The organism is Arthrobacter sp. 05T423, from assembly GCF_056396245.1.
This window is the reverse complement of the sequence record NZ_JBFTLC010000019.1, coordinates 1-22,339: the sequence shown is the minus strand read 5'-3', so window position 1 is coordinate 22,339 and position 22,339 is coordinate 1. Positions and strand designations below refer to the sequence as shown.

Here is a 22,339-nt window from a genome sequence, read left to right as displayed (position 1 = left end):
ACGGGAAATAGAAGCGCCTGCTGCTGCGGTACTGGCAACTTGCTTGCACTCCCCCTCGGAACATGTTCGGCCCGGCAACTTGTAAAAAGCTTGGGATTCCTTGAACGGACCCCAGTTTTGGGGGTCGGAGAATCCATGGTCGCCATAAGCTTCCGGTGTCACACTTGCCCCATGGTTAACTCCGCGCACGGGAACCACAGTCCGCGCCGCAGCACGCCCCGCCCGCTCGGGCGGCTGACAGCACTGGCAACGGTGGTGCTGCTCGCTGCGTGCGCTCCGGTGGCCACGGAAGCGCAGCGGCTTCCGCTGGACCGGCTTCCTGCGGCTGGACCATCGGCGTCGGAAACTTCCGCTGCATCAGCAGCGGCGGCCTCTGCGCCGCCAACATCCCCGGCCGGTGCAGCCAGGCCCTCGTCGCCGTCGCCGTCTTCACCGTCGCTGGCCCGGGAGCCAGCCCCCGCGGCGGTGCCGTCCGCCGCCGCGCCGCCCGCGGCCACGGCGCCGGTCCCGCCGGCACCGAAGCCCCTGACCGCGAAGGTCCCCGCTGTGGATCCGAAGCTACATCAGCTGCCCACGGGTGACCTGCCAGGGTGGAACCAGGTGTTCCGCGAGGACTTCGATGAGGGAAACGTGCCCGTCGGCGGATTCCCGGGCCCGGCGTACGCCGCGAAGTGGAGCGCCGGCTATGTGGACGGCACTCCGGACACGGCCGGGCAGCGGGGCGCGAAGTCGGGCTACTACCCGTCCAAGGTGCTCAGCGTGAAGAACGGAATGCTCGATTGGTACCTGCACACGGAGAACGGCGTGCCGATGGGGGCCGCGCCCACGCCGAAAATCCCGAACAACAGCGCCAACCCGCACCGGGACAACAGCTTCCTGTACGGGCGAATCTCCGTACGGTTCAAGGCCGATTCCCTGCGCGGTTTCAAGACGGCCTGGCTCCTGTGGCCGGACAGCGGGATCTGGCCGCGCGACGGCGAACTCGACTATCCGGAAGGTGACCTTTCCACGAAGTTCTACGGCGCCGTGCACAAGATGGGGAACGACCCCCACGCGACGGACGTCATTTTCGCCAACGCCACGTTCACGGACTGGCACGTGGCCACCATGGAGTGGAGTCCCGGCAAGGTCGAGTTTTTCCTCGACGGCCGATCGCTTGGGGCAGGAACCTCCCACACGCCGAACGTCCCCATGCACTACATTCTGCAGACCGAGGCCTGCCTGTTCGGCTGCCCCAAGCCGGCGACTGCGGGGCACGTCTACCTGGACTGGATCGCCATCTGGGAGCGGTCCTAGGGAGGCCGGCTCCGGCCCAGCCAGTAGCGCTCGCCCATTTCTAGTCGGCTATTTCCGCTCGATGTCGAAATTGTCCGCGAAGGCGTAGCCGTCCGCCGGAACGAACCGTGCCGAGAGCCGTTCCGCCGTGGCCGTCACGTCCAGGGTGCCGAGGGCGGCGGCGCGGTTTTCGCCCGACCAGGCCGCGAAGTAGGCGGCTTCGGGATCCTGCTCGTTGACTTGGTAGAGTCCCACGCCGCCGGTTCCCACAGTGGCGAAGACGGTACCGGCGCCCTTGACCATGGCGCCGTCCGAGTCGGTGATGCAGCCTCCGAAGAAGGAGTCCGGCACCAGCACCGGGCAACCTTGGCCGTCGCCCAGTTGGTGGCTTCGCTGGTAAATGTGGTCGTGCCCGGTCAGCACCAGGTCCGCTTTCTTGTCGATGAGCAGGTTGGTGAAGTCGCGTCCGGCCTGGCAATCGTATTTACCCATGCTGAGGCACGGGGTGTGCATGCCGACGACGGTCCACGGGATCTTGCTGGACTTCGCGCCGTCCAGAGCGGCCGCCGTCCACCGCCATCGCTCGCTTCCGCTGGAGTAGTCCAGGGTGTTTCCGTCGTGGAACTTGATGCCCGGGGAAACCATGATGAAGCGCACCAGCGGATTCCGCTCCGGGTAGTCCGCGTACCACTGCGTGCCGTACTCGCCCTGAAGCCCGGGGAGCCTGTTGGGCAGGCAGTTCACGATGTTGGCGATGTCGCCGTCGTGGCCGTCACTCTCGTGGTTACCAGTGACCACCTGGTAGGGAAAGTCCCCGCCTAGCTTGCCGGTGACCATGTCGCAGAAATCCTGTTCGCGCCCGGCTTCGTAGGAGAAGTCCCCGAGGGCCAGGTTCAGCTCGGGGCGGAGGCTTCCGATCGCGTCCAGAACCTTCCGTGCTCCCGTGCTCAGGCCGACGTCGCCCTGGGCTGTGAAATGGACAGCGGCTGGATCCGCGGGAGAGGAAGGTCCCGTTGGGGAGGAGGGCGCCCCGGACGACGGCGGCGGCTGAGGCCCCGCTTGGCACGCGGTCAGCAGCGCCAGCGTGAGAACGGCGGCCGGGGTGATGCCGTACCAGCTCCACGGTTTCGACGGTCCAGTCATGATCCCTCACATCACACGGAACTGAGCCTGATGCCGCGGCAGGCTGGGGAACGGGAGTCACTACTACTAGGCCATCAGGGTAATGCCGGCAGCGCCGGCAGGCCATAGGCAGCCCTTCGACCTTTCCGGGTGACAGCTTTCGGTGGCCGGGATCCTGTCCACGTCGGACGTCCTCCCTGGCCCGAAAGCTCGCCTGGATCACCAGCGTCTGGGGCGTCACGGGTTCCTAAGGCCACATCCGGGGCCCAGCGGGCGGCGCTACATTCCCGGCAGATCCAAAGTCTCGTAGACCTGGATGCTGGCGCCGGGCATCATGAGGTGCGGGTGACCCTCGAGCAGTGCCAAAGCTCCGTCCATGTCCTCCGCCTGCAGGATGCCGTAGCCGCCCACGCTCGCACTCGTGTCCGAGGTCCCCGCCTGGCTGACCTCCTTGCCGGCGCCCAGCGGCTGGCCCATGTCCACGATGCCGCTTCCTGCCCTGGACGCCCACTCCATCCAGGCCTTCATGCCCTCCTGCGCGGCCTCGGGTGAGCTCTCCGCCATCTGCGATTGTGCCGACTGCGGTGCGTTGTAAAGAACTACGAACTTCTTCATTGCCGGTCCTGTCCTTGGAGTGCGGGTCTTGGTGGCGGCCGTCTCCACGGCACAGCCCTCGCGCCACAGGTTGATCCTAGGGGGATTCGGGCGGCGGCGATACAGTTCAAGGGCCACCGTTCACGAAAACCTTGCCAGCCCGGACGGGCATTTCGCTGTGGGAAAACTTGGCCGAAAAGACCTGAAAAGCAAAGTTGAGCGTAGTACACTCAACTTAGCTAACCGTCTTCGAAAGGAGCTCTCTTTGGACGTCAAATTCACCACCAAGAGCCAGGAGGCTCTCTCGGCTGCCGCCATGAACGCCTCCACGGCGGGTAACCCGCAGGTCGAGCCAGCCCACCTGCTCAAGGCGCTGATGGATCAGCGGGAGGGCGTCGCCGTCGCACTCCTGCGCGCCACCGGAGCGGACCCGGACGCTGCCAGCGTGCAGGCGAGTACCGCCATCAAGGCGCTGCCCGCCACCTCGGGCAGCTCGGTCCAGCAGGCCCAGCTGTCCAGGCCCTCCCTGCAGGCGATTCAGAACGCGCAGAACGAGGCTGACAAGCTGGGGGATTCCTTTGTCTCCACCGAGCATCTGCTGCTGGGCCTCTCGGCAGGAAGCGACGGCGTGGGCAGGCTGCTGCGCGATGCCGGCGCCTCCCACGAGGCGCTGGCGGCGGCCCTCCCGGGTGTCCGCGGCGACCGCAAGGTCAACTCGCCGGATCCCGAGAACACCTTCCAGGCACTGGAAAAGTTCGGCACCGACCTCACCGCAGTGGCACGTTCAGGGAAGCTCGATCCGGTCATTGGCCGTGACAGCGAGATCCGCCGCGTGATGCAGGTGCTCAGCCGGCGGACCAAAAACAACCCCGTGCTGATCGGCGAGCCCGGCGTGGGCAAGACCGCCGTCGTCGAGGGCCTGGCCCAGCGGATGGTCGCCGGCGACGTGCCGGAGAGCCTCCGCGGCAAGACCCTGATCGCCTTGGACCTGGCGTCCATGGTGGCCGGCGCCAAGTACCGCGGCGAGTTTGAGGAGCGGCTTAAGGCCGTCCTTGAGGAGATCAAGAACTCCGACGGCCGGATCGTCACGTTCATCGATGAACTGCATACCGTGGTGGGTGCCGGGGCCAGCGGTGAAAGCGCCATGGACGCCGGCAACATGCTCAAGCCGATGCTGGCCCGGGGCGAGCTCCGCCTGATCGGCGCCACCACCCTGGACGAATACCGCGAGAACATCGAAAAGGACCCCGCCCTGGAGCGGCGCTTCCAGCAGGTGTACGTCGGGGAGCCCAGCGTGGACGACACCATCGGCATCCTCCGGGGCCTGAAGGAACGGTACGAGGCCCACCACAAGGTCGCCATCGCCGACTCCGCGCTCGTGGCTGCCGCCACGCTGTCCAACCGCTACATTTCCGGCCGCCAGCTGCCGGACAAGGCGATCGACCTCGTGGACGAGGCCGCCTCCCGGCTGCGCATGGAAATCGACTCAGCCCCGGAGGAGATCGACCAGCTGCGCCGCGCCGTCGACCGGCTCACCATGGAGGAGCTGGCCCTGCAGGGCGAGACGGACGCCGCGTCCGTGGAGCGCCTTGCTGCCCTCCGGGCCGACATGGCAGACAAGAAGGAGCAGTTGGCTGGCCTGAAGGCCCGCTGGGAGGCGGAGAAGGCCGGCCTGAACCGCGTGGGTGACCTGAAGGCCAAGCTGGATGAGCTGCGGTCCACGGCGGACAAGGCCCAGCGCGAAGGTGACCTGGAAACCGCGTCCCGGATCCTCTACGGCGAAATTCCGGCGCTGGAGCGCGAACTGAGCGACGCCGCCGAGGCCGAGGCCGCCGTCACCGACAAGTCCGCCCTGATGGTTGCGGAGGAGGTCACCGCCACCGACATCGCCGAGGTCATCGCGGCGTGGACCGGCATTCCGGCCGGCCGCATGCTCCAGGGCGAGAGCCAGAAGCTGCTGCACATGGAGGGGGAACTCGGCAGGCGGCTGATCGGCCAGTCCAAGGCCGTCACCGCAGTGTCCGACGCCGTGCGCCGTGCCCGGGCGGGTATCAGCGACCCCAACCGGCCCACAGGCTCCTTCCTGTTCCTCGGCCCCACCGGCGTCGGCAAAACCGAGCTCGCCAAGGCGCTCGCGGACTTCCTGTTCGACGACGAACGCGCCATGGTTCGGATTGACATGTCCGAGTACAGCGAAAAGCACTCCGTGGCGCGCCTCGTCGGCGCTCCTCCGGGCTACGTCGGCTACGAGGAGGGTGGCCAGCTCACCGAGGCCGTCCGCCGCCGGCCGTACTCCGTGGTGCTGCTGGACGAGGTGGAGAAGGCCCACCCCGAGGTGTTCGACATCCTGCTGCAGGTGCTCGACGACGGCCGCCTCACCGACGGCCAGGGCCGCACCGTGGACTTCCGCAACGTGATCCTGGTGCTCACCTCCAACCTGGGCAGCCAGTTCCTCGTGGACCCGACGCTGGATGCGAACGCCAAGCGCAGCGCGGTGATGGCAACGGTGAACGCATCCTTCAAGCCGGAGTTCCTGAACCGGCTGGACGAGGTGGTGCTGTTCGATCCGCTGTCCGTCGACGAGCTCGCGCGCATCGTCGAGCTGCAGGTGGCGGAGCTGGCCAAGCGCCTCCATGAGCGGCGGCTCGCGCTCGAGGTCACCGAAGGCGCCCGCTCCTGGCTGGCGATGTCCGGCTTCGACTCCGCGTACGGCGCCCGGCCGCTGCGCCGCCTCGTGCAGCGCGAAATCGGCGACCGGCTGGCCAAGGCCATCCTGGCCGGTGAAATCGCCGACGGCGACACTGTCCTGGTGGACACCGCCGCGGACCTCGGAGAGCTCACCGTCGAAGGACTGGAAGCATTCTCAGGGCCCGACGGCGGAGCCCCCATGGGCAGCGGACTCACCGTCCGCCGCCGGGACTAGCGGGCCGGGAGTCCGTGGGGCAGAGGGCTAGGGCAACAGGCTTGCCTTGATGATGTTGCCGGCGGAGGTGACATAGCAGTCCACGCGGCGGTCACCCTTGGCCCAGCTGGCCGTGCTCGGGTAGGCGAGACGGTAGTTCAGGTTGTAGGCGTTGGATTTCTCCGTCAGGGGCGCCGCCTGGCACGTCTCCCTGGCCCTGGTCTTCATGGCGTCCCGGCCCGGGTATGCGTCACTGCCGGCGTAGTGGGTGACCGCCACCAGCTGGGCGGAATGGTCGGTGCTGCAGGCCACAACCGTGGACTTGGACGCTTCGGGGTCAAAGTCCTTGAAGCAGTCGCCTGCCCTGAAGTCCAGCGGGCTGACGCTGGCCAGCGGCAGGCTGGGCCGGGGCGATGCGACCGGCGGGGCGGGAGCAGGCCCCGCCGCAGCCGCGCCGGGCCTGGCCGCCTGCAGGGTGGCGCCGGCGAGAAGCGACGTCAGAAGCCACACAAGCAGGCCGCCCACCACAAGCAGCGCAGCGACGAAACCGGTCTTTAGCAGGGTTTGCCGGACCTCGGGTTGCGAGAGCCGGGAGCGGAGCAACCCGGCGAGGCGGGCGGCCCGCGCACCGAGGTTGGCCGTCTTCGACTCTGCCGGTCCACGATTGGCTGCTTCGGGCGCTGCCGGTTCGCGGTCGGCCAGCTTGGTCTGTGCCCGTTCGCTCGCGGCCGGCTCGGGCTGCACGGCGATGGTGCGGGCCGGCCCGCGCTCCCCGTCACGGATGGGATCGTTGTCATTCATATGGGGGCGGCACCCCTTTCCTGGCGTTGGCTCGGCGGTGGGCATCCGGCACTCTGCGTTTCCGCGGTGTGGCCCTGCGGCCAATTGCCGGATCCCCATGCCCGCTTAATTCAGTCGTTCAGGAGACTCTATCGAACAAAAAAATCCTGCGGGCCCCGGATTGTCGCGGAGAAGTGGGCCCCGACAGCCTCCGGAGGCTCCCTGGCGAGCAGATGCCGCCGAAAGCATGTAATCTAGGGGTACGACAAATTGACCAAACATTCCGGGGCCTCACCGATCGCCAAAGGTGACCACCTCCGGTCCAAGTACAAAAGGGGGTCACGCCATGGGGCGCGGCCGTCAAAAGGCAAAAGCTACCAAGCAGGCTCGGGACATCAAGTACTACTCCCCGAACACCGATTATTCGGCTCTACAGCGAGAGCTCACGGGTCCGGGAAGTCGTACCACGAGCCATTTCGCGAATGAACCGGTCGAACCGGACTATTCAGCCTACGTGGATAAGTACGCGGACGATTTGGATGAAGACGACGACGAGGTAGACAGCCGTCGTATCGGTTAGTCGTTCCCGCTGAACTGCCGGAAGGCAGTCGGTTGCATGCCGCCGTCGTACACCTCCCGGGCATTTCCCGCATTCGGGTTACCGCTCCGGGTGTCGCCACAATTATCAAGGCCCTTTGGGCGTGCCAGTCTTTGGCGTGCCCAAGGGGCCTATTGTGTTGGCCGCGGGCTGCCCCTTGGAAACCGCACCTCTTAGAATCCGTACCTCTTAGAATCCGCACCCCTGACGAACTAGGCTGGAAAGAATTCAGCCTACGAAAGGGTACCGACGCATGGTGCAACGCAGCGGGTACAGCCCCGGGGAGCTCTGCTGGGCGGACGTCCAGACGCCTGACGTGGCCGCGGCCAAGGCTTTCTACTCCGCCGTCTTCGGGTGGCGCTTCGAGGACCTTCCCACTCCGGACGGCCGCAGCTACGCGAAGGCATTCCTGGATGACGACCTCGTAGCGACGGTGGCGCCGCAGCCGCAGCCGGGCGGTTCACAGCGGCCCGCGCGGTGGAACATCTACTTCGCCGCGGACGACGCCCGGTCCACCGCAGAAGAAGCCCGGCATGCAGGCGGCACGGTGCAGTTCGGACCGGAGGAGATTGCGGACACGGGCACCATGGTGTTCGTGGAACCGCCCGGCGGCGGCGCCACCGGCATCTGGCAGGCGGGAACCCACCCGGGCAGCGGGCGGCATAACGAGCCCGGCGCGTTCGCCTGGGCCGAACTGGTCACGCCCGAGCCGCAGGCCGCCGTCGGATTTTTCCAGCAGCTGTTCAGGCACGAGGTGACGGAATACCCGCAAGACGACGGCGGAACATACACCACGCTGCTGGTGAACGGCACGGAGGTGGCTGGAATCGCCCCCGCACCCGAGGAGGACGAGGATGACGACGGCGGCAGCCGGGGCTGGCAGGTCTACTTCGGCGTCTCCAGCGTCAAGGAAGCAGTCCTCTCGGCCGTGGCCGCCGGCGCCGAGGTGCTGGTGGAGCCGGAGTTCGAGGACGACGGCGGCACAATCGCCACGCTGAAGGACCCGCAGGGCGGCGTGTTCAGCGTGCTGGAGGTCTAGCCTTAAACGCCGAGTCCCCTGTACCTGCTGTGATACGGCAGGTACAGGGGACTCGTTGCGTTGGGCCCACGCCGGGAGGGTTCCCTGGCCGAGCTCGCGTGGCGAGGGGGCGGGTGGGGATTACGCGTAGGCGTTGACCAGTTGGACGGCGCCGCCGTCCACGCCCTTGGCGCCCTGCACGTAGTCCGGACCGGTCTTGATCACGGCGTCGGAGTCGGCGCTGACGGAACCCATGATCCAGGACGGCAGGCCGCGCTCGTTCAGGCGGGCCACGGCGGCGTCGGCGGCCTCTGCGGACACCACGGCCACCATGCCGACGCCGAGGTTCAGCGTGCGCTCCAGGTCGGGCAGCGGGACGCGGCCCAGTTCGGAAACGAGCTTGAAGATGGCGGGCAGCTCCCAGGTGGAGCGGTCAACCGTGGCCACGAGGCCCTGTGGGAGGACACGGGCCAGGTTGGCGGCGAGCCCGCCGCCGGTGACGTGGCTGAAGCCGTGCACGGCCTTCCCGGCGGTGACGGGGAAGGCCCGTGCCAGGTCCAGGCAGTCGGCGGCGTAGACGCGGGTGGGCTCCAGCAGTTCCTCGCCCAGCGTACGGCCGAGTTCGGAAACCTGGCGGTCCAGGGCCCAGCCGGCGTGGTTGATGACGCGGCGCACCAGGGAGTAGCCGTTGGAGTGGAGGCCCGAGGAAGCCATGCCGATCACCACGTCGCCGGCACGGACGCGGTCCGGTCCGAGCAGCGCGTCTGCTTCCACAACGCCGGTGGCGGCGCCGGCGACATCGTACTCGTGCTCGCCCAGCAGGCCGGGGTGCTCGGCGGTTTCGCCGCCAACCAGCGCGGTACCGGCCACGGAGCAGGCAGCAGCGATGCCGCGGACGATGTCTGCGATGCGCTCCGGAACCACCTTGCCGCACGCGATGTAGTCGGTCATGTACAGCGGCTCGGCGCCCACCACCACGATGTCGTCAACCACCATGCCCACGAGATCATAGCCGATGGTGTCGTGGATGTCCATGGCCTGGGCGATGGCCACCTTGGTGCCCACACCGTCCGTGGAGGTGGCGAGCAGGGGCTTCTTGTAGGTCAGGAGCTTCGAGACGTCGTACAGGCCTGCGAAACCGCCGACGCCGCCAATCACCGATGCATTGTGCGTCGCCTTGACGGCGTCCTTCATGAGTTCGACGGCGCGGTCGCCGGCTTCGACGTCCACACCGGCAGCCGCGTAGGTGATGCCGGCGCTGTTCTGGGCAGCATTCATGTCAGCAGTGGAGGAAGCGGAAGTCATCAGGACTCTTTCTTGTCAGCGCCGACGGTCGCAGCGTCGTGGTGGAGATCTGGCACGCGGTCGGCGTCGGTCAGCAGGTTCTCGAACTCGGAGTCCGGGCCCGGGTCACAGCCCGTGGCGCCCGGCTTCTCGGCAGGGTCCTCGGTGACGGGGATGCTGTTCGGGTTGCCCGGGGTGCCGGTGGCCGGTTCGATGGCGGCTTCCGCGGCGGGGTCCGTTGTTGAACCGGCGGCCGGAGCGGCGCCGGACGCGGCAGGCAGGCCGCCGAGGTCGGTGCGCTCAAGCAGGTTCTTGCCGAGCTTGTCGGCGCCGGGCAGCTCGATCGGATACTTGCCTGTGAAGCAAGCGGTGCAGAGCCGTTCCCGCGGCTGCCGGGTTGCGGCGATCATGCCGTCCTCGGAAATATAGGCCAGCGAGTCGGCGCCGATCGCCAGGGAGATCTCTTCGATCGTGGCGCCGTTGGCGATCAGCTCCGCGCGGGAGGCGAAGTCGATGCCGTAGAAGCACGGCCACTGCACCGGCGGCGAGGAGATCTTGACGTGCACGGAGGCGGCGCCGGCTTCGCGTAGCATCCGGACGATGGCGCGCTGGGTGTTGCCGCGGACGATCGAGTCATCCACCACCACCACGCGCTTGCCGCGGATCACGGACTCCAGGGCGTTGAGCTTCAGCCGGATGCCCAGCTGGCGCAGCGTCTGCGAGGGCTGGATGAATGTGCGGCCCACGTACGAGTTCTTGACGAAGCCGTGCGCGAACGGGATGCCGGATTCCTCGGCGTAGCCCACGGCAGCCGGGGTACCGGATTCCGGAACCGGGATAACGATGTCCGCTTCCTGCGTGTTCTCGCGGGCCAGCTGGCGGCCCATCTCTACACGGGATTCGTACACGGACCGCCCGGCAATCGCGGCGTCGGGGCGCGCGAGGTAGACGTACTCGAAAACGCAACCGGCCGGCGTCGGCTCCGCGAAGCGCTGGGACCGCACGCCCTGTTCATCGATGGCGATGAACTCGCCCGGCTCGATCTCGCGGATGAAGCTGGCACCGACGGTGGCCAGTGCGGACTGCTCGGAGGCCACCACCCAGCCGCGCTCCAGCCGGCCCAGGCAGAGCGGGCGGATGCCGAAGGTGTCGCGGGCTGCGTAGAGCGTGCCCTCGTCCATGAACACGAAGCAGAAGCCGCCGCGGATCTTGGGAAGGAGCTCGACGGCGGTTTCCTCGAGGGTCTTGCCCTCTTCGCCTTCGAGCAGCGCCGTCACCAGGGCGGTGTCCGAAGTGTTGCCCTGCTTCATTTCGCCGCTGAGCTGGCCGCCGTTGCGTTCCAGGATCATGGCGTTGAGTTCGGCGGTGTTGGTGAGGTTGCCGTTGTGTGCCAGGGCCACCGTGCCGGTGGCGGTAGCGCCGAGCGTGGGCTGCGCATTGGCCCAGTGGCTCGCGCCGGTAGTGGAGTAGCGGCAGTGGCCGACGGCCAGGTGCCCGGTCAGGGTGTTAAGCGTGGTCTCGTCGAAGACCTGGGATACGAGGCCCATGTCCTTGTAGACGTTGATCCGCTTACCGTCGCTGGTTGCTATGCCAGCCGACTCCTGACCGCGGTGCTGCAGTGCGTACAGCCCGTAGTAAGTAAGTTTTGCTACTTCTTCACCTGGTGCCCAGACGCCGAAGACGCCGCAAGCGTCCATAGGGCCTTTTTCGCCAGGGAGAAGATCATGAGAAAGTTTTCCATCGCCGCGTGCCACTGGTCGATTATCTCACGTCATCAGGTATGGAACTTCCGGCGGCCGGATTATGACCGCGGGCCGGGCTCGCCGCCGTCGTCCGGGGTCCGCTCCGGTGCGGGCTGGGGTTCAGGGGCCGGTGCGGTGCCCGGGTGCGCGGCTGGTGCCGTGTCTGGTGCCGTGCCTGCGGCAGGGTGCTCCGCTTCGGGCATGGCTTCGACGACGCCGCGGCGGGCCCGCCGGACGCTCGCACGGTCCAGCACCAGGGCGGCAATTGCGCCGAGAATCACACCGGCTGCCGCGCACGGCACCAGGAAAAAGCCATAAACGGCGCCGCGGTCGTAACTGGCATCGCCGGGCAGGGCGTATGCAATGACCGCCGCCGCGGCGAACCCCACCAGCCCGCCCAGGATCAGGAAGGGCACATACTTGGGGGCACGCCGGACGGTGATCGCGCGCCGTTCAGGATTTTCGCGCCGTTCAGGGGTGGGTTGGTCGGAAGACATGCCATCTAGCCTACTGTCATCCCGGCCGCAGGCCTGCCCGGCTGCTCAGGCCTGCGGGCCCGCCTGCACCAGCCGCTGCCGCTGTTCGCCCAGGACGTCTCCGCCGGACATCCGCATGACGTCACCGGCCAACAGGTACGGGAAGCGTCCGGACAGCGCCACACCCTCCGGGGTGCCGGTGGTGATGAGGTCGCCGGGTTCGAGCACCATGTACTGCGACAACCGGCGGACCAGTTCTGCAGGCCCAAACACCATGTCCGCCGTCGAGCTGTCCTGCCTGACCTCGTCATTGACCCAGGAAGCGAGGCGGATATCGTCAGCCTCCACCGCCGCCGCGGGCACCAGCCATGGCCCCACCGGATTGAATGTGGGGCAGGACTTGCCGAGCGACCACTGCGGCCCGGAGTGCTCCAGCTGGTACTCGCGTTCGGAGACGTCGTTGGACAGGACGTAGCCGGCGATGCAGTCCGCCGCCTCGGCGTCGGATGCCAGGTAGCTGGCCCGCCGGCCGACGACCACACCCAGCTCCACCTCCCAGTCCACCCGCTGCGCACCCCGCGGGATGACGACGTCGTCGTCCGGGCCAACCACGGTGTTGGGGTGCTTGAAGAAGATGATCGGCCGCTCGGGCACTGGAAGGCCGGATTCGGCGGCGTGCGCGGCGTAGTTCAGCCCCACCCCGATCACGGCACCGGGCCTGGCGATGGGTGCGCCCACCCGTTTGCCGTCGACCGTCATCCGGGGGAGCCCGCTCAGGTCCAGTTCAGTGAGCTGGCCGGTCCAGGCCTGCAGGAAGTCCCCGTCGATGTCCCGGGTGACCGGCCGCAGGTCGTAGGCCTGGCCGTCGTCGTCGATGACCACCGGTACCTCGTTGCCCGCCGGGCCAATGCGCATCAGCCGCATTTTGTCTCCTTTTCAGCTGCCGCGGTAGGTGGAGTAGGCAAAGGGGCTCAGCAGCAGCGGCACGTGGTAGTGCTCGGTGCCGGTGACCTCGAAGACCAGGTCCACCTCCGGGAAGAACGTCGTGCCGCCCTGCTGGGCGTAGTAGTCGCCGGTGGCGAAATTCAGCCGGTAGTTGCCGGGGGCCAGGACCTCCGGTCCCAGGTCCTTCGCGCGGCCGTCCGCATCGGTGGTGCCGTTGCCCAGCTCTGTCCAGCTGCCGCCGTCGTTCGCATAAAGCACGACGGCGATACCCGCCGCCGGGCGTCCGGCGCCGGTGTCCAGAACGTGGGTTGTCACGTGTGAAACGCTCATTCGGTGATCACTCCTTCCAGGCGGAGCAGCGCGATTTCCCGCAGCTGCTGCGCGACGATGGCGTCTTCCTGCGCCGGGGTGTTGGCCAGGCGCTCGTTCAGCGCTGCCAGGATTTCAGGGGCGGTGCGGCCGGCGGCGCGGATCAGGAAAACCCGGCCGAACTTTTCCTCGTAGGCGCGGTTGCCGCGGGCGAGGGCGTCGGCAACGTCCGTGTCCGCCGGGTCAGCGCCGGCCTGCTCCGACCTGGACATGGCGGCTTCGGTGGTCTGCGCGGCGGGGCGTTCACCGATCCTCGGGTGGTGTGCCATGGCGCCTTCCACCTCGTCCGGAGTGAACGGCGCGGCAGCACCCCGGGCTCCGTCAAGGAGGTCCTGAACGGAACTGAAAGGGCGCGCACCGGCGATTTGGTCCACCCAGCGCGGGACGTCGATGCAGGGGCGCAGGACTGCGTTGGCAGCGTCCCGGTCCGCCGCATTGAATTCGGCAAGCTTCACGTTGTGATCCTCAAGCAGATGCTGGCATCCATGGTGACGGCTATGCGGAGGTCCGGGTCCTCTCCCGGCGAACCAACACCCCATACTGGAGCCTCGGGTTCCGCATCATGGAACTGTTATTTCAGCATACGTAATAGTGAAGCCGAGTAAGTCCGCCGGTGTCAAGAGACTACCGCAGGGGCTGAGCCCGGGCGGATGCCGGCGCTCTCCCAGCTTTCGCGGTTTTTAGGCCGATCCTCCGTCAGCTTTCGCGGCTTTGTGGCGAACGCTCTCTCAACCGGTGAAGGAGGGTTGGGGTTTTTCCTGCAGGAGGTGAGAGTGGGTTTCGCGGGACCGGGCGCGGGGCGGGCCGGGATGGAGGGTGGTTGGGGGGCCTCGAGGGTCCAAGAATTGTCAAAGCTCGGAGAAGTAGCCTGTTCAAGCGCGGCTATCCGCCGCGGCACCGTTCCGCCCGGAAGATAATCGGATATGCAGATCCTCGTGGTTGAAGATGACGAATCCGTTGCCGCCGGCGTGCTGGAGGGCCTGACCCGGGCCGGCTTCCAGGCCCGGCATGTCGCCGACGGGGCAGGGGCGCTCGCCGAGGTTCGGAGCTCCAGCCCGGATTTCGTGCTCCTTGACCTGGGCCTGCCGGACATGGACGGCACGGACGTCTGCCGGTCCATCCGGTCCCTGACCATGACGCCGATCATCGTGGTCAGCGCGCGTGACGAGGAAATCGACCGCGTGCTGGCCCTGGAGCTCGGGGCGGACGACTACCTGGTGAAGCCGTTCGGAATGCGGGAACTTATCGCGCGGATCCGGGCCGTCGCGCGCCGCACGGCCGACCCGCAGTCCGACACCCCCGCGCCGGCCGACGGCGCCCGCGTCATCGGGGCGTTGAGCATCGACCAGCGCTCGCGGAGGGTCCTGGTGGCCGGGACGGAAATCCACCTCACCGCCAAGGAATTCGAGCTCCTCTACTACCTTGCGGAGGATCCCGGCGCCGTGTGCCAGCGCAGCGACATTCTGCACGCGGTGTGGGACGGCACCTGGTACGGAACCACCAAGACCCTGGACGCGCACGTGGCAGCCATCCGGAAGAAGCTCGGCGACCCCCGCTGGATCGAGGCGGTGCGCGGCGTCGGATTCAGGCTGGATGTGCCCGGATGAGGTGGCGGCTGATCGGGGCGTTCATGGCCATCACCCTGCTCGTGGTGCTGGTGCAGGACATTCCGCTGGGCAGCTACCTCGTCCGGGTGGAACGCGACCGCCTCGCCACCTCGCTGGAACGCGATGCCTTCCTGCTCAGCGGGAGGGCGCGGCAGCTGCTCGAAACGGGCGGTCCCGCGCCCGGGGCGGTGGCCACGGCCGTCCGCGATTACGGCCGCGCCAGCGGTGCCCGCGTGGTGGTGGTGGACCGCGCAGGTACAGCTGTGGCAACGTCCGACGACGACCAGTCGGCTACCGGGGCCGCTTACCTTTCGCGCCCCGAAATTGCCGCCGCGCTCGCCGGCCAGATCACCTCCGGCCAGCGTCACTCGGAGACCCTGGGGTTCGACCTCGTGTACGTCACGGTTCCCGTGCTCAGCGGCGAGAACATCACCGGTGCCGTCCGCCTCACCTACCCGGCGTCGGTGGTGGATGACCGGGTGTCCGGCCAGCTGAGGGTGATGTGGGCGGTTGCGGGCATCACTGTCCTGCTTGCCGGGCTGCTGGCCTACCTGATGGCGGGCGCTGTGACCCGGCGGATCAAGCGGCTGCAGAAGGCCACGGAACTGCTGGCGGAAGGCAACCTGGCCACCCGCACCGAGGAGGAGGAGGGTCCGCCGGAGCTGCGGACACTGGCCCGGTCCTTCAACCAGATGGCGGACCGGCTGGAGCACCTGCTGCAGCAGCAGAGGGGATTCGCGAGCGATGCGTCCCACCAGCTCCGCACCCCGCTGACAGGACTGCGGCTGCGGCTGGAGAACGCCGTGGACGCGGTGGGCAACGATCCCGGCGGCGCACGGGTCATGGTGGCTGATTCCCTGGAGGAGACGTACCGGCTACAGCGGATCATTGACGGCCTGCTCCTCCTGAGCCGGGCGGATAGCCGACACGTGGACCGCGAGGATGTGGACCTCAGCGAGATTGCCCGGAATCGCGTGGAGCAGTGGGAGGCGCTGGCGGAGGAAAGCGGAGTGCGCACAGTTCTGGACGCTGCTCCGGAGGCCAGGGTAACGGCTATGCCCGGTGCGGCCGAGCAAATTATCGACAACCTGATCGACAACGCCCTGGCCGTGGCGCCGTCGGACTCAGAGATCCGTCTGGTGGTGCGGCCGGACGCCGCCGCCGGCGGCTATGAGCTTCACGTGCTCGACGACGGCCCCGGGCTTTCCCAGGACGACCGGCAAAAGGCTTTCAACCGCTTCTGGCGTGGCCAGTCGACGTCCGAGGGCAGCGGCCTGGGTCTGGCCATCGTGCAGCAGCTCGCCGAGGCCAGCGGCGCGGCTGTGTCCCTCGAAGCCAGGCCCGGCACCCCTGGCCTGGACGCCCGCGTCACCTTCAGGGCCGCTGCGCGCCCCTGAAAAGACTTTGACCATCGCGCTGCCAGCAGATGCACCGTAACGGGTTTCGCCATATTCTGGCCGAGTGGATACAAGCACCGTGAACTCCGGCGAACAGGTTGACAGGCAGTCGCGCATTCTCAAAGCGGCGCTGGACCTGCTATCACGGCACGGCATCGCAGGTATCAATATGCGCGCCGTGGCGCGCGAAGCCGGCGTCGCGCTGGGGCTCGTTAACTACTACTACGAAGACAAGTCCAGCTTGATCCGTGCGGCCTTGCGCCGGATCGACGAGCACGACCTTATGCTTGTAGCGCCCGACCCGGAGTCGCCCCCGGACGAGCAGCTCCGTAAGGCCCTCCGGCGCGTTGCCGGCCCGGAATTGCTGACCACGGAATATCTGTCTCTGCGCCTCCATCTTTGGGCGCTCGCGCAAGCCGATGAGGACTTCGGGCTGATCAATGCCGCGGCGTTCGAGCGGTATCTCAATGGACTGGCGACGCTGATAGGAAATGCCAAACCCGAGCTTTCCGGCGACGAATGCAGGGAGCGGGCAGCCGACATCGTCGTCGTGCAAAACGGGATGTGGCTGACGTCGCTCCTTGGCGTAGACGAGGCCTCCATCCGGAGGAGCCTCGCCCGAACCGAACAGATCGCCTTCGCCGGCTAGCGGATACAAGCCCCAACTAAAACAAGCCCAGCCCGGCCAGCGGCGGACTCTTTCAAAAATTTCTTGAACATCGGTTCAGTTTTAACCTTGAACGCTTGTTCAAGGTGCACTAGTCTGCATGTGTATGACCTACACCACACAAGCGGGGTCCCGCGGAAATAAAGGCGTTTCCCCGGCGGCTTCCTGCCTGCGGCTCAGGGAACAATCCACTCGCCGCAACTCCCCGACCATTCCGTCAAACCTCACACCGGCTTAAGAGCCCGCCACGTAAAGGCCCGGACCGAACCCACGGACCCGGCCTTCGTAATGAGCGCTGATCTGCACCAGTTAGAAGGAGATTTCGCATGACAGAGACCAATTATGACTACGTCATCGTCGGTGGCGGAAGCGCGGGTTCCGTGCTCGCCAACCGCCTGAGCGACGGAGGCCAGAGCAGCGTCCTGGTTCTGGAAGCCGGACGAAGCGACTACCCCTGGGACCTTTTCATCCAGATGCCCGCAGCGCTGACTTTCCCCAGCGGCAACCCGTTTTATGACTGGCGCTACGAGTCCGATCCCGAGCCCCACATGGGCGGCCGGCGCGTGGCGCACGCCCGCGGCAAGGTCCTGGGCGGCTCCAGCTCCATCAACGGCATGATCTTCCAGCGCGGAAACCCGCTGGACTACGAGCGCTGGGGCGCCGACGCCGGCATGGAAACCTGGGACTTCGCGCACTGCCTGCCGTACTTCAACCGGATGGAAAACGCGCTGGCCGCCGATCCCGGCGATGAGCTGCGCGGACACTCCGGCCCGCTGGTGCTGGAGCGCGGCCCTGCCACCAACCCGCTGTTCCAGGCTTTCTTCGCCGCCGCCCAGGAAGCCGGTTACCCGCTGACCGACGACGTCAACGGCTACCGCCAGGAGGGCTTCGCCGCGTTCGACCGCAACGTCCACAAGGGCCAGCGGCTCTCCGCCTCCCGCGCCTACCTGCGGCCCGAATTTGGCCGGAAGAACCTGACCGTCCTGACCCGTGCCCTCGTCACCAAGGTCAACTTCAAGGGCAACGTGGCCACCGGAGTCACCTACCGCCGCAACGGCAAGACGCACCAGGTGACCGCGGGTGAAGTGATCCTGGCCGGCGGCGCCATCAACACCCCGCAGCTGCTCCAGCTCTCCGGCGTCGGCAACGCCGCCCACCTGAACTCCCTTGGTATCAACTCCGTGGTGAACCTTCCCGGCGTCGGCGAAAACCTCCAGGACCACCTCGAGGTCTACATCCAGCATGCCTGCACCCAGCCGGTCTCCATGCAGCCGGCCCTGGATCTGTGGCGTTACCCGCTGATCGGGCTGCAGTGGATGCTGGGCCGGAAGGGTCCGGCCGCCACCAACCACTTCGAGGGCGGCGGGTTCGTCCGCTCCAACGAGGACGTGGCCTACCCCAACCTGATGTTCCACTTCCTCCCGGTCGCCGTCCGTTACGACGGCCAGAAGGCGGATGCCAAGCACGGCTACCAAGTGCACATCGGGCCCATGTACTCCGACGCCCGCGGCAGCCTGAAGATCAAGTCCACCGATCCCACGGTGCACCCGTCGATGCTGTTCAACTACCTCTCCACCGATCAGGACCGCCGCGAATGGGTCGAGGCGATCCATGTTGCCCGCGACATCCTCGGCCAGTCCGCCATGGGTCCCTTCAACGGCGGCGAGCTTTCTCCCGGCCGGGCCGTGCAGACCGACGCGGAGATCCTTGACTGGGTGGCCCGCGACGCCGAAACGGCACTGCACCCGTCCTGCACCGCGAAGATGGGCCCGGACTCCGATCCCATGGCCGTGGTGAACCCGCTGGACATGACCGTGCACGGCACCAGTGGCCTCCGCGTAGTGGACGCCTCCGCCATGCCTTACGTCACCAACGGCAACATCTACGCCCCGGTGATGATGCTCGCCGAAAAGGCCGCCGACCTGATCGCCGGCAAGGCGCCGCTGGCGCCCCAGCACGCCGAGTTCTACCGGCACGGCGTGAGCCCGCTCGAACGCGGCGGAGCCGCGGCAGCCGAAACCGTTGCGGCGAAGGGCTAGGGCATGAGCATGACGATCGATACCCAACTGGAGCTCGCCCGGGGCCTGTACATTGACGGCGCCTGGCAAGAGGCATCCGACGGCGGGACCACCACCGTGCGCTGCCCGGCGGACGGGCGCGTGGTGGCCGTCGTCGCCTCCTCGACGGTCGAGGATGCGGAGCGGGCGATCGCCAGTGCCCGGGCCGCGTTCGACGACGGCCCGTGGCGCCGGCTCACGGACATCGAACGAGGTGCGGTCATGCTCCGCGTCGCGGACCTCCTTGAGCGGGACAAGGCCGCCTATGCGCTTGCCGAGGCGCTCGATACGGGCAAGCGGCTGGTGGAGGCCGAGTATGACATGGACGATATCGCCGCGTGCTTCCGGTACTACGGCAAGGTGGCCGGGCTCGACGCCGGCCGGGTCATCGACACCGGCCGGGCGGATGCCATCAGCCGGGTCGTGTACGAGCCGCTCGGGGTCTGCGCGCTCATTGCGCCGTGGAACTACCCGCTCCTCCAGGCGGCGTGGAAGGTGGCGCCGGCGCTCGTTGCGGGGAACTCGTTCGTGCTCAAGCCCAGCGAGCTCACGCCGTCCACGTCGATCCTGCTCATGGAGACCCTCGCCGAAGCCGGCGTCCCGGCCGGCGTCGCGAACCTGGTGACCGGCAGAGGGTCGAAGGTGGGCGTACCGCTTAGCTCCGACCCGCGGGTGGACCTCGTCTCACTCACCGGAGGGCTCTCGACGGGGCAGACGATCATGGCGGCCGCCGCCGAGACCGTGAAGCGCGTCGCGTTCGAGCTCGGCGGTAAGAACCCGAACGTCGTCTTCGCGGACGCGGACTGGGACGCCGCCGTCGACAACGCCCTGACCGCGGTGTTCCTACACTCCGGCCAGGTCTGCTCGGCAGGGGCACGGCTCGTCGTCGAGGAGACGATCGCCGAGCGTTTCGTGGCCGAGGTGGTCCAGCGGGCGAAGCGGATCCGCATGGGCGGCCCCTTCGATCCGGACGCCGAGACCGGGCCGCTCATCTCAGCAAAGCACCGCGAGCAGGTCCACGCCTACGTCCAGGCCGGGATCGCGGAGGGCGCGGAGCTCTTGTGTGGGGGCTACATCCCGGAGGAGGGGCCGCTCGCCGACGGATACTTCTACCCGCCCACCGTGCTCGGCAACTGCCGGTCAGGCATGAGCGTGCTGCTGGAGGAGTCGTTCGGCCCCGTGCTGACCGTTGAGACGTTCCGGACCGAAGCCGAGGCTGTCGCGATCGCCAACGACACCGAATACGGCCTGGCCGGCGCGGTGTGGACGTCGGACGCGTCGAAGGCGCAGCGCGTCGCGGGCGCCCTCCGGCACGGAACTGTGTGGATCAACGACTACCACCCGTACGTCCCCCAGGCGGAATGGGGCGGCTTCGGGAAGTCGGGGATCGGCCGTGAGCTCGGCCAGGCGGGCCTGGCCGAATACCGCGAAGCCAAGCACATCTGGCAGAACATCGCCCCCGCCCCGAGCGGTTGGTTCGGCTCAGCTCCCGGAGAAACTTCGGAGGAGACGAGGGCCGGCGCAACCGGCTAGGGATCAGCTTTGGGGGAGACGGCCGGGCGCTGCAGCGCGGTGCCCGGCCGTCGATACACCTGCGTGCGATTTCACGTGGGTGTAGTGTTACCCGCGTCCAAAGGCGGCCGCGGGTCATCACCATCGTGCTTTTCTGAAATAGGAGTTCAGATGTTGGAACCCAGCAAGAGTACTGATTCAAGCGGCATGGACGAGTTCGGCTATGCCCAGACCCTGGACCGGAGCATCGGCAAGTTCGCCAGCTTCGCCGCAGGCGTCAGCTACATCTCCATCCTCACGGGTGTTTTTCAACTGTTCTACTTTGGTTTCTCCATGGCCGGCCCGGCCTACGCCTGGTCCTGGCCCATCGTTTTCGTCGGCCAGCTGATGGTGGCGCTGTGCTTTGCCGAGCTGGCAGGCCGATACCCCGTGGCCGGCTCGGTCTATAACTGGGCCAAACGCCTCGCCTCAGGCACCTCGGCCTGGCTCGCCGGCTGGCTGCTGCTGCTGTCCTCCATCATGGCGCTGGGGTCCGTGGCGCTGGCCCTGCAGATCACCCTGCCGCAGCTGTGGTCCGGATTCCAGATCATCGGAGACGGCACCGGCCCCTTTGACTTCGCCGTCAACGGCGTGGTCCTGGCCACCATCATGATCACCATCTCGACGCTCATCAACGCCTTCGGCGTGAAGCTCATGACCCGGATCAACAGCATCGGCGTGTTCGTCGAGCTGATCGCGGCCGTGCTGCTCATCCTCGCGCTGGGCTGGCACGTGGCGCGGGGACCCGAGGTCTTCTTCGACACCGCCGGGTTCGGCGAAGGTCACGACCTCGGCTTCTTCGGCGTGTTCCTCATCGGCGCCATGGCCTCCGGCTACGTCATGTACGGCTTCGACACCGCAAGCTCCCTCGGCGAGGAAACGAAGGACCCGAAGCGCACCGCGCCCAAGGCCATCCTGCGCGCCGTTACGGCATCCTTCCTGCTGGGCGGGCTGATCCTGCTCTTCGGCATCCTGGCCGCACCGGACCTCACCGACCCCAAGATCGGCGCTGCCGACGGCGGCCTGCAGCACATCGTGCTCTCCGTCCTCGGCGGACCCTTCGGCAAGGCCTTCCTCGTGTGCATCGTGGTGGCCGTGATGGTCTGCACGCTGGCCGTTCACGCCGCTGCCATCCGCATGATGTTTGCCATGGCGCGGGACAACAACCTGCCGTTCAGCCGGCAGCTCAGCAAGGTGGATCCGGTCCGCAAGACCCCCACGGTTGCGGCCATCGTGATCGGCGTGCTGGCGGTCATCCCGCTGCTGGTGAACGTCACGCAGCCGGCGATCTTCACGATTCTGTCCAGCATCAGCATCGTCCTGATCTACCTGTCTTACCTGCTGGTCACGGTCCCCATGCTGCGCAAGCGCCTCCTGAAAAAGTGGCCGGGCGCCGGAGACCACTCCGAAGCCGGCTTCAGCATGGGCAAGTGGGGACTCCCGGTGAACATCCTCGCGGTCCTGTGGGGCGGTGCCATGACGCTGAACCTGGTCTGGCCGCGGCAGGAGATCTACAACTCCGTGCCGCCGTTCGAGTGGTACTTCCAGTGGGGCGGCGTTCTCTTCGTCGCGGCAGTCACCATTGGCGGAGCGCTGCTCTACCGACTGAAGATCAGGCACCAGACGGGCGTCCTCGCCGAGCATGCCGCACCGCTTCCGGTGCCTTCGCGGGATCTGCCCGTCCGGGCTGACATCAGCACCACGGCGGGCGGAATGTCCGGTCCGCGGGACGAGGATTTGGAACCCCAGCAGGTCGGCTAGATTTGGCAGAGAGGTGCCGCAGCCAAAGGGCCCCGGGCTCAGGAAAGGAACACCAGGTCATGGTTCATAAAGTGAAGGCAGTTGTTGTCAGGGCGAAGGATGCTCCGGTGTCGGTGGAGACGATCCTGGTGCCGGATCCGGGGCCGGGGGAGGCGTTGGTGGACGTCCTGACGTGCGGGGTGTGCCACACGGAT

General features: G+C 67.3%; 19 protein-coding genes and 1 pseudogene. 11 read left to right on the top strand and 9 right to left on the bottom strand.

What is annotated here, in order from left to right; translation table 11 throughout:
* Positions 1–171 precede the first annotated feature (171 nt).
* Positions 172–1,296 (top strand): glycoside hydrolase family 16 protein, encoded by a 1,125-nt coding sequence (locus AC1DFE_RS14580; protein WP_476906590.1) that lies wholly within the window; start codon positions 172–174, stop codon positions 1,294–1,296.
* A gap of 48 nt (positions 1,297–1,344) precedes the next feature.
* On the opposite strand, the gene AC1DFE_RS14575 is transcribed toward AC1DFE_RS14580, so the two are convergent.
* Positions 1,345–2,418, bottom strand: coding sequence for a metallophosphoesterase (locus tag AC1DFE_RS14575; RefSeq protein WP_476906589.1), 1,074 nt, complete (start codon positions 2,416–2,418; stop codon positions 1,345–1,347).
* A 258-nt stretch (positions 2,419–2,676) separates the two neighbouring features.
* Positions 2,677–3,012 (bottom strand): YciI family protein, encoded by a 336-nt coding sequence (locus tag AC1DFE_RS14570; RefSeq protein WP_476906588.1) that lies wholly within the window; start codon positions 3,010–3,012, stop codon positions 2,677–2,679.
* Positions 3,013–3,256: 244 nt separating this feature from the next.
* On the opposite strand from AC1DFE_RS14570, the gene clpB reads away from it, so the two are divergent.
* A complete protein-coding gene (gene clpB / locus AC1DFE_RS14565; RefSeq protein ID WP_476906587.1) occupies positions 3,257–5,914 on the top strand; it encodes an ATP-dependent chaperone ClpB in 2,658 nt (885 codons plus the stop codon).
* Between the two features lie 27 nt (positions 5,915–5,941).
* On the opposite strand, the gene AC1DFE_RS14560 is transcribed toward clpB, so the two are convergent.
* Positions 5,942–6,694 carry a septum formation family protein gene (locus tag AC1DFE_RS14560; protein ID WP_476906586.1) on the bottom strand — a complete coding sequence of 251 codons (753 nt, stop codon included), beginning with the start codon at positions 6,692–6,694 and terminating at the stop codon, positions 5,942–5,944.
* A gap of 325 nt (positions 6,695–7,019) precedes the next feature.
* Between AC1DFE_RS14560 and AC1DFE_RS14555 the strand changes: the two genes are divergently transcribed.
* Both AC1DFE_RS14555 and AC1DFE_RS14550 read left to right on the top strand, forming a co-directional pair.
* A complete protein-coding gene (locus AC1DFE_RS14555; protein ID WP_476906585.1) occupies positions 7,020–7,253 on the top strand; it encodes a DUF3073 domain-containing protein in 234 nt (77 codons plus the stop codon).
* Between the two features lie 271 nt (positions 7,254–7,524).
* On the top strand, positions 7,525–8,310 hold the full coding sequence (locus AC1DFE_RS14550) for a VOC family protein (protein ID WP_476906584.1): 786 nt from the start codon (positions 7,525–7,527) through the stop codon (positions 8,308–8,310).
* A gap of 120 nt (positions 8,311–8,430) precedes the next feature.
* Here AC1DFE_RS14550 and purM read toward each other — a convergent pair whose 3' ends face one another.
* From purM to uraD, 6 genes are read right to left on the bottom strand one after another with little or no spacing between them, the layout of a single operon-like run.
* Positions 8,431–9,594, bottom strand: coding sequence for a phosphoribosylformylglycinamidine cyclo-ligase (gene purM / locus AC1DFE_RS14545; protein ID WP_476906583.1), 1,164 nt, complete (start codon positions 9,592–9,594; stop codon positions 8,431–8,433).
* The gene (purF, locus tag AC1DFE_RS14540) at positions 9,594–11,327 is read right to left on the bottom strand and encodes an amidophosphoribosyltransferase (protein WP_476906582.1); all 1,734 of its coding nucleotides are present in this window, start codon (positions 11,325–11,327) and stop codon (positions 9,594–9,596) included. Before purF ends, purM begins: the two co-directional genes overlap by 1 nt.
* Before the next feature lie 47 nt (positions 11,328–11,374).
* Complete coding sequence (locus AC1DFE_RS14535) at positions 11,375–11,812, bottom strand: hypothetical protein (RefSeq protein WP_476906581.1); 438 nt, start codon at positions 11,810–11,812, stop codon at positions 11,375–11,377.
* 45 nt (positions 11,813–11,857) lie between these two features.
* Positions 11,858–12,715: a fumarylacetoacetate hydrolase family protein gene (locus AC1DFE_RS14530; protein WP_476906580.1), complete on the bottom strand. Its 858-nt coding sequence runs from the start codon at positions 12,713–12,715 to the stop codon at positions 11,858–11,860.
* A gap of 12 nt (positions 12,716–12,727) precedes the next feature.
* A complete protein-coding gene (uraH, locus tag AC1DFE_RS14525) occupies positions 12,728–13,066 on the bottom strand; it encodes a hydroxyisourate hydrolase (protein WP_476906579.1) in 339 nt (112 codons plus the stop codon).
* A complete protein-coding gene (gene uraD, locus AC1DFE_RS14520; protein WP_476906578.1) occupies positions 13,063–13,560 on the bottom strand; it encodes a 2-oxo-4-hydroxy-4-carboxy-5-ureidoimidazoline decarboxylase in 498 nt (165 codons plus the stop codon). Before uraD ends, uraH begins: the two co-directional genes overlap by 4 nt.
* 468 nt (positions 13,561–14,028) lie before the next feature.
* Between uraD and AC1DFE_RS14515 the strand changes: the two genes are divergently transcribed.
* From AC1DFE_RS14515 to AC1DFE_RS14485, 7 genes and pseudogenes are all read left to right on the top strand, one after another.
* The gene (locus AC1DFE_RS14515) at positions 14,029–14,712 is read left to right on the top strand and encodes a response regulator transcription factor (protein ID WP_476906577.1); all 684 of its coding nucleotides are present in this window, start codon (positions 14,029–14,031) and stop codon (positions 14,710–14,712) included.
* A complete protein-coding gene (locus tag AC1DFE_RS14510) occupies positions 14,709–16,109 on the top strand; it encodes a sensor histidine kinase (RefSeq protein ID WP_476906576.1) in 1,401 nt (466 codons plus the stop codon). The genes AC1DFE_RS14515 and AC1DFE_RS14510 overlap by 4 nt, the downstream gene beginning before the upstream one ends.
* A gap of 64 nt (positions 16,110–16,173) precedes the next feature.
* Positions 16,174–16,758, top strand: coding sequence for a TetR/AcrR family transcriptional regulator (locus tag AC1DFE_RS14505; RefSeq protein WP_476906575.1), 585 nt, complete (start codon positions 16,174–16,176; stop codon positions 16,756–16,758).
* 344 nt (positions 16,759–17,102) lie between these two features.
* Positions 17,103–18,815 carry a choline dehydrogenase gene (gene betA, locus AC1DFE_RS14500; protein ID WP_476906574.1) on the top strand — a complete coding sequence of 571 codons (1,713 nt, stop codon included), beginning with the start codon at positions 17,103–17,105 and terminating at the stop codon, positions 18,813–18,815.
* Positions 18,816–18,824: 9 nt separating this feature from the next.
* A complete protein-coding gene (locus AC1DFE_RS14495; RefSeq protein ID WP_476906644.1) occupies positions 18,825–20,366 on the top strand; it encodes an aldehyde dehydrogenase family protein in 1,542 nt (513 codons plus the stop codon).
* 150 nt (positions 20,367–20,516) lie between these two features.
* Positions 20,517–22,145 carry an APC family permease gene (locus AC1DFE_RS14490; protein WP_476906573.1) on the top strand — a complete coding sequence of 543 codons (1,629 nt, stop codon included), beginning with the start codon at positions 20,517–20,519 and terminating at the stop codon, positions 22,143–22,145.
* Between the two features lie 59 nt (positions 22,146–22,204).
* Positions 22,205–22,339, top strand: a pseudogene (locus tag AC1DFE_RS14485) (S-(hydroxymethyl)mycothiol dehydrogenase); the annotation flags it as partial.

Excerpts from the sequence above, each read along its gene's own strand:
- AC1DFE_RS14560 (WP_476906586.1), bottom strand. The coding sequence starts at position 6,694 with ATGAATGACAACGATCCCATCCGTGACGGGGAGCGCGGGCCGGCCCGC.
- AC1DFE_RS14550 (WP_476906584.1), top strand. The coding sequence starts at position 7,525 with ATGGTGCAACGCAGCGGGTACAGCCCCGGGGAGCTCTGCTGGGCGGAC.
- AC1DFE_RS14580 (WP_476906590.1), top strand. The coding sequence starts at position 172 with ATGGTTAACTCCGCGCACGGGAACCACAGTCCGCGCCGCAGCACGCCC.
- AC1DFE_RS14575 (WP_476906589.1), bottom strand. The coding sequence starts at position 2,418 with ATGACTGGACCGTCGAAACCGTGGAGCTGGTACGGCATCACCCCGGCC.
- uraH (WP_476906579.1), bottom strand. The coding sequence starts at position 13,066 with ATGAGCGTTTCACACGTGACAACCCACGTTCTGGACACCGGCGCCGGA.
- AC1DFE_RS14515 (WP_476906577.1), top strand. The coding sequence starts at position 14,029 with ATGCAGATCCTCGTGGTTGAAGATGACGAATCCGTTGCCGCCGGCGTG.
- AC1DFE_RS14555 (WP_476906585.1), top strand. The coding sequence starts at position 7,020 with ATGGGGCGCGGCCGTCAAAAGGCAAAAGCTACCAAGCAGGCTCGGGAC.
- AC1DFE_RS14535 (WP_476906581.1), bottom strand. The coding sequence starts at position 11,812 with ATGTCTTCCGACCAACCCACCCCTGAACGGCGCGAAAATCCTGAACGG.
- AC1DFE_RS14530 (WP_476906580.1), bottom strand. The coding sequence starts at position 12,715 with ATGCGGCTGATGCGCATTGGCCCGGCGGGCAACGAGGTACCGGTGGTC.
- AC1DFE_RS14510 (WP_476906576.1), top strand. The coding sequence starts at position 14,709 with ATGAGGTGGCGGCTGATCGGGGCGTTCATGGCCATCACCCTGCTCGTG.
- AC1DFE_RS14490 (WP_476906573.1), top strand. The coding sequence starts at position 20,517 with ATGTTGGAACCCAGCAAGAGTACTGATTCAAGCGGCATGGACGAGTTC.
- betA (WP_476906574.1), top strand. The coding sequence starts at position 17,103 with ATGACAGAGACCAATTATGACTACGTCATCGTCGGTGGCGGAAGCGCG.
- AC1DFE_RS14495 (WP_476906644.1), top strand. The coding sequence starts at position 18,825 with ATGACGATCGATACCCAACTGGAGCTCGCCCGGGGCCTGTACATTGAC.
- AC1DFE_RS14570 (WP_476906588.1), bottom strand. The coding sequence starts at position 3,012 with ATGAAGAAGTTCGTAGTTCTTTACAACGCACCGCAGTCGGCACAATCG.
- purM (WP_476906583.1), bottom strand. The coding sequence starts at position 9,594 with ATGACTTCCGCTTCCTCCACTGCTGACATGAATGCTGCCCAGAACAGC.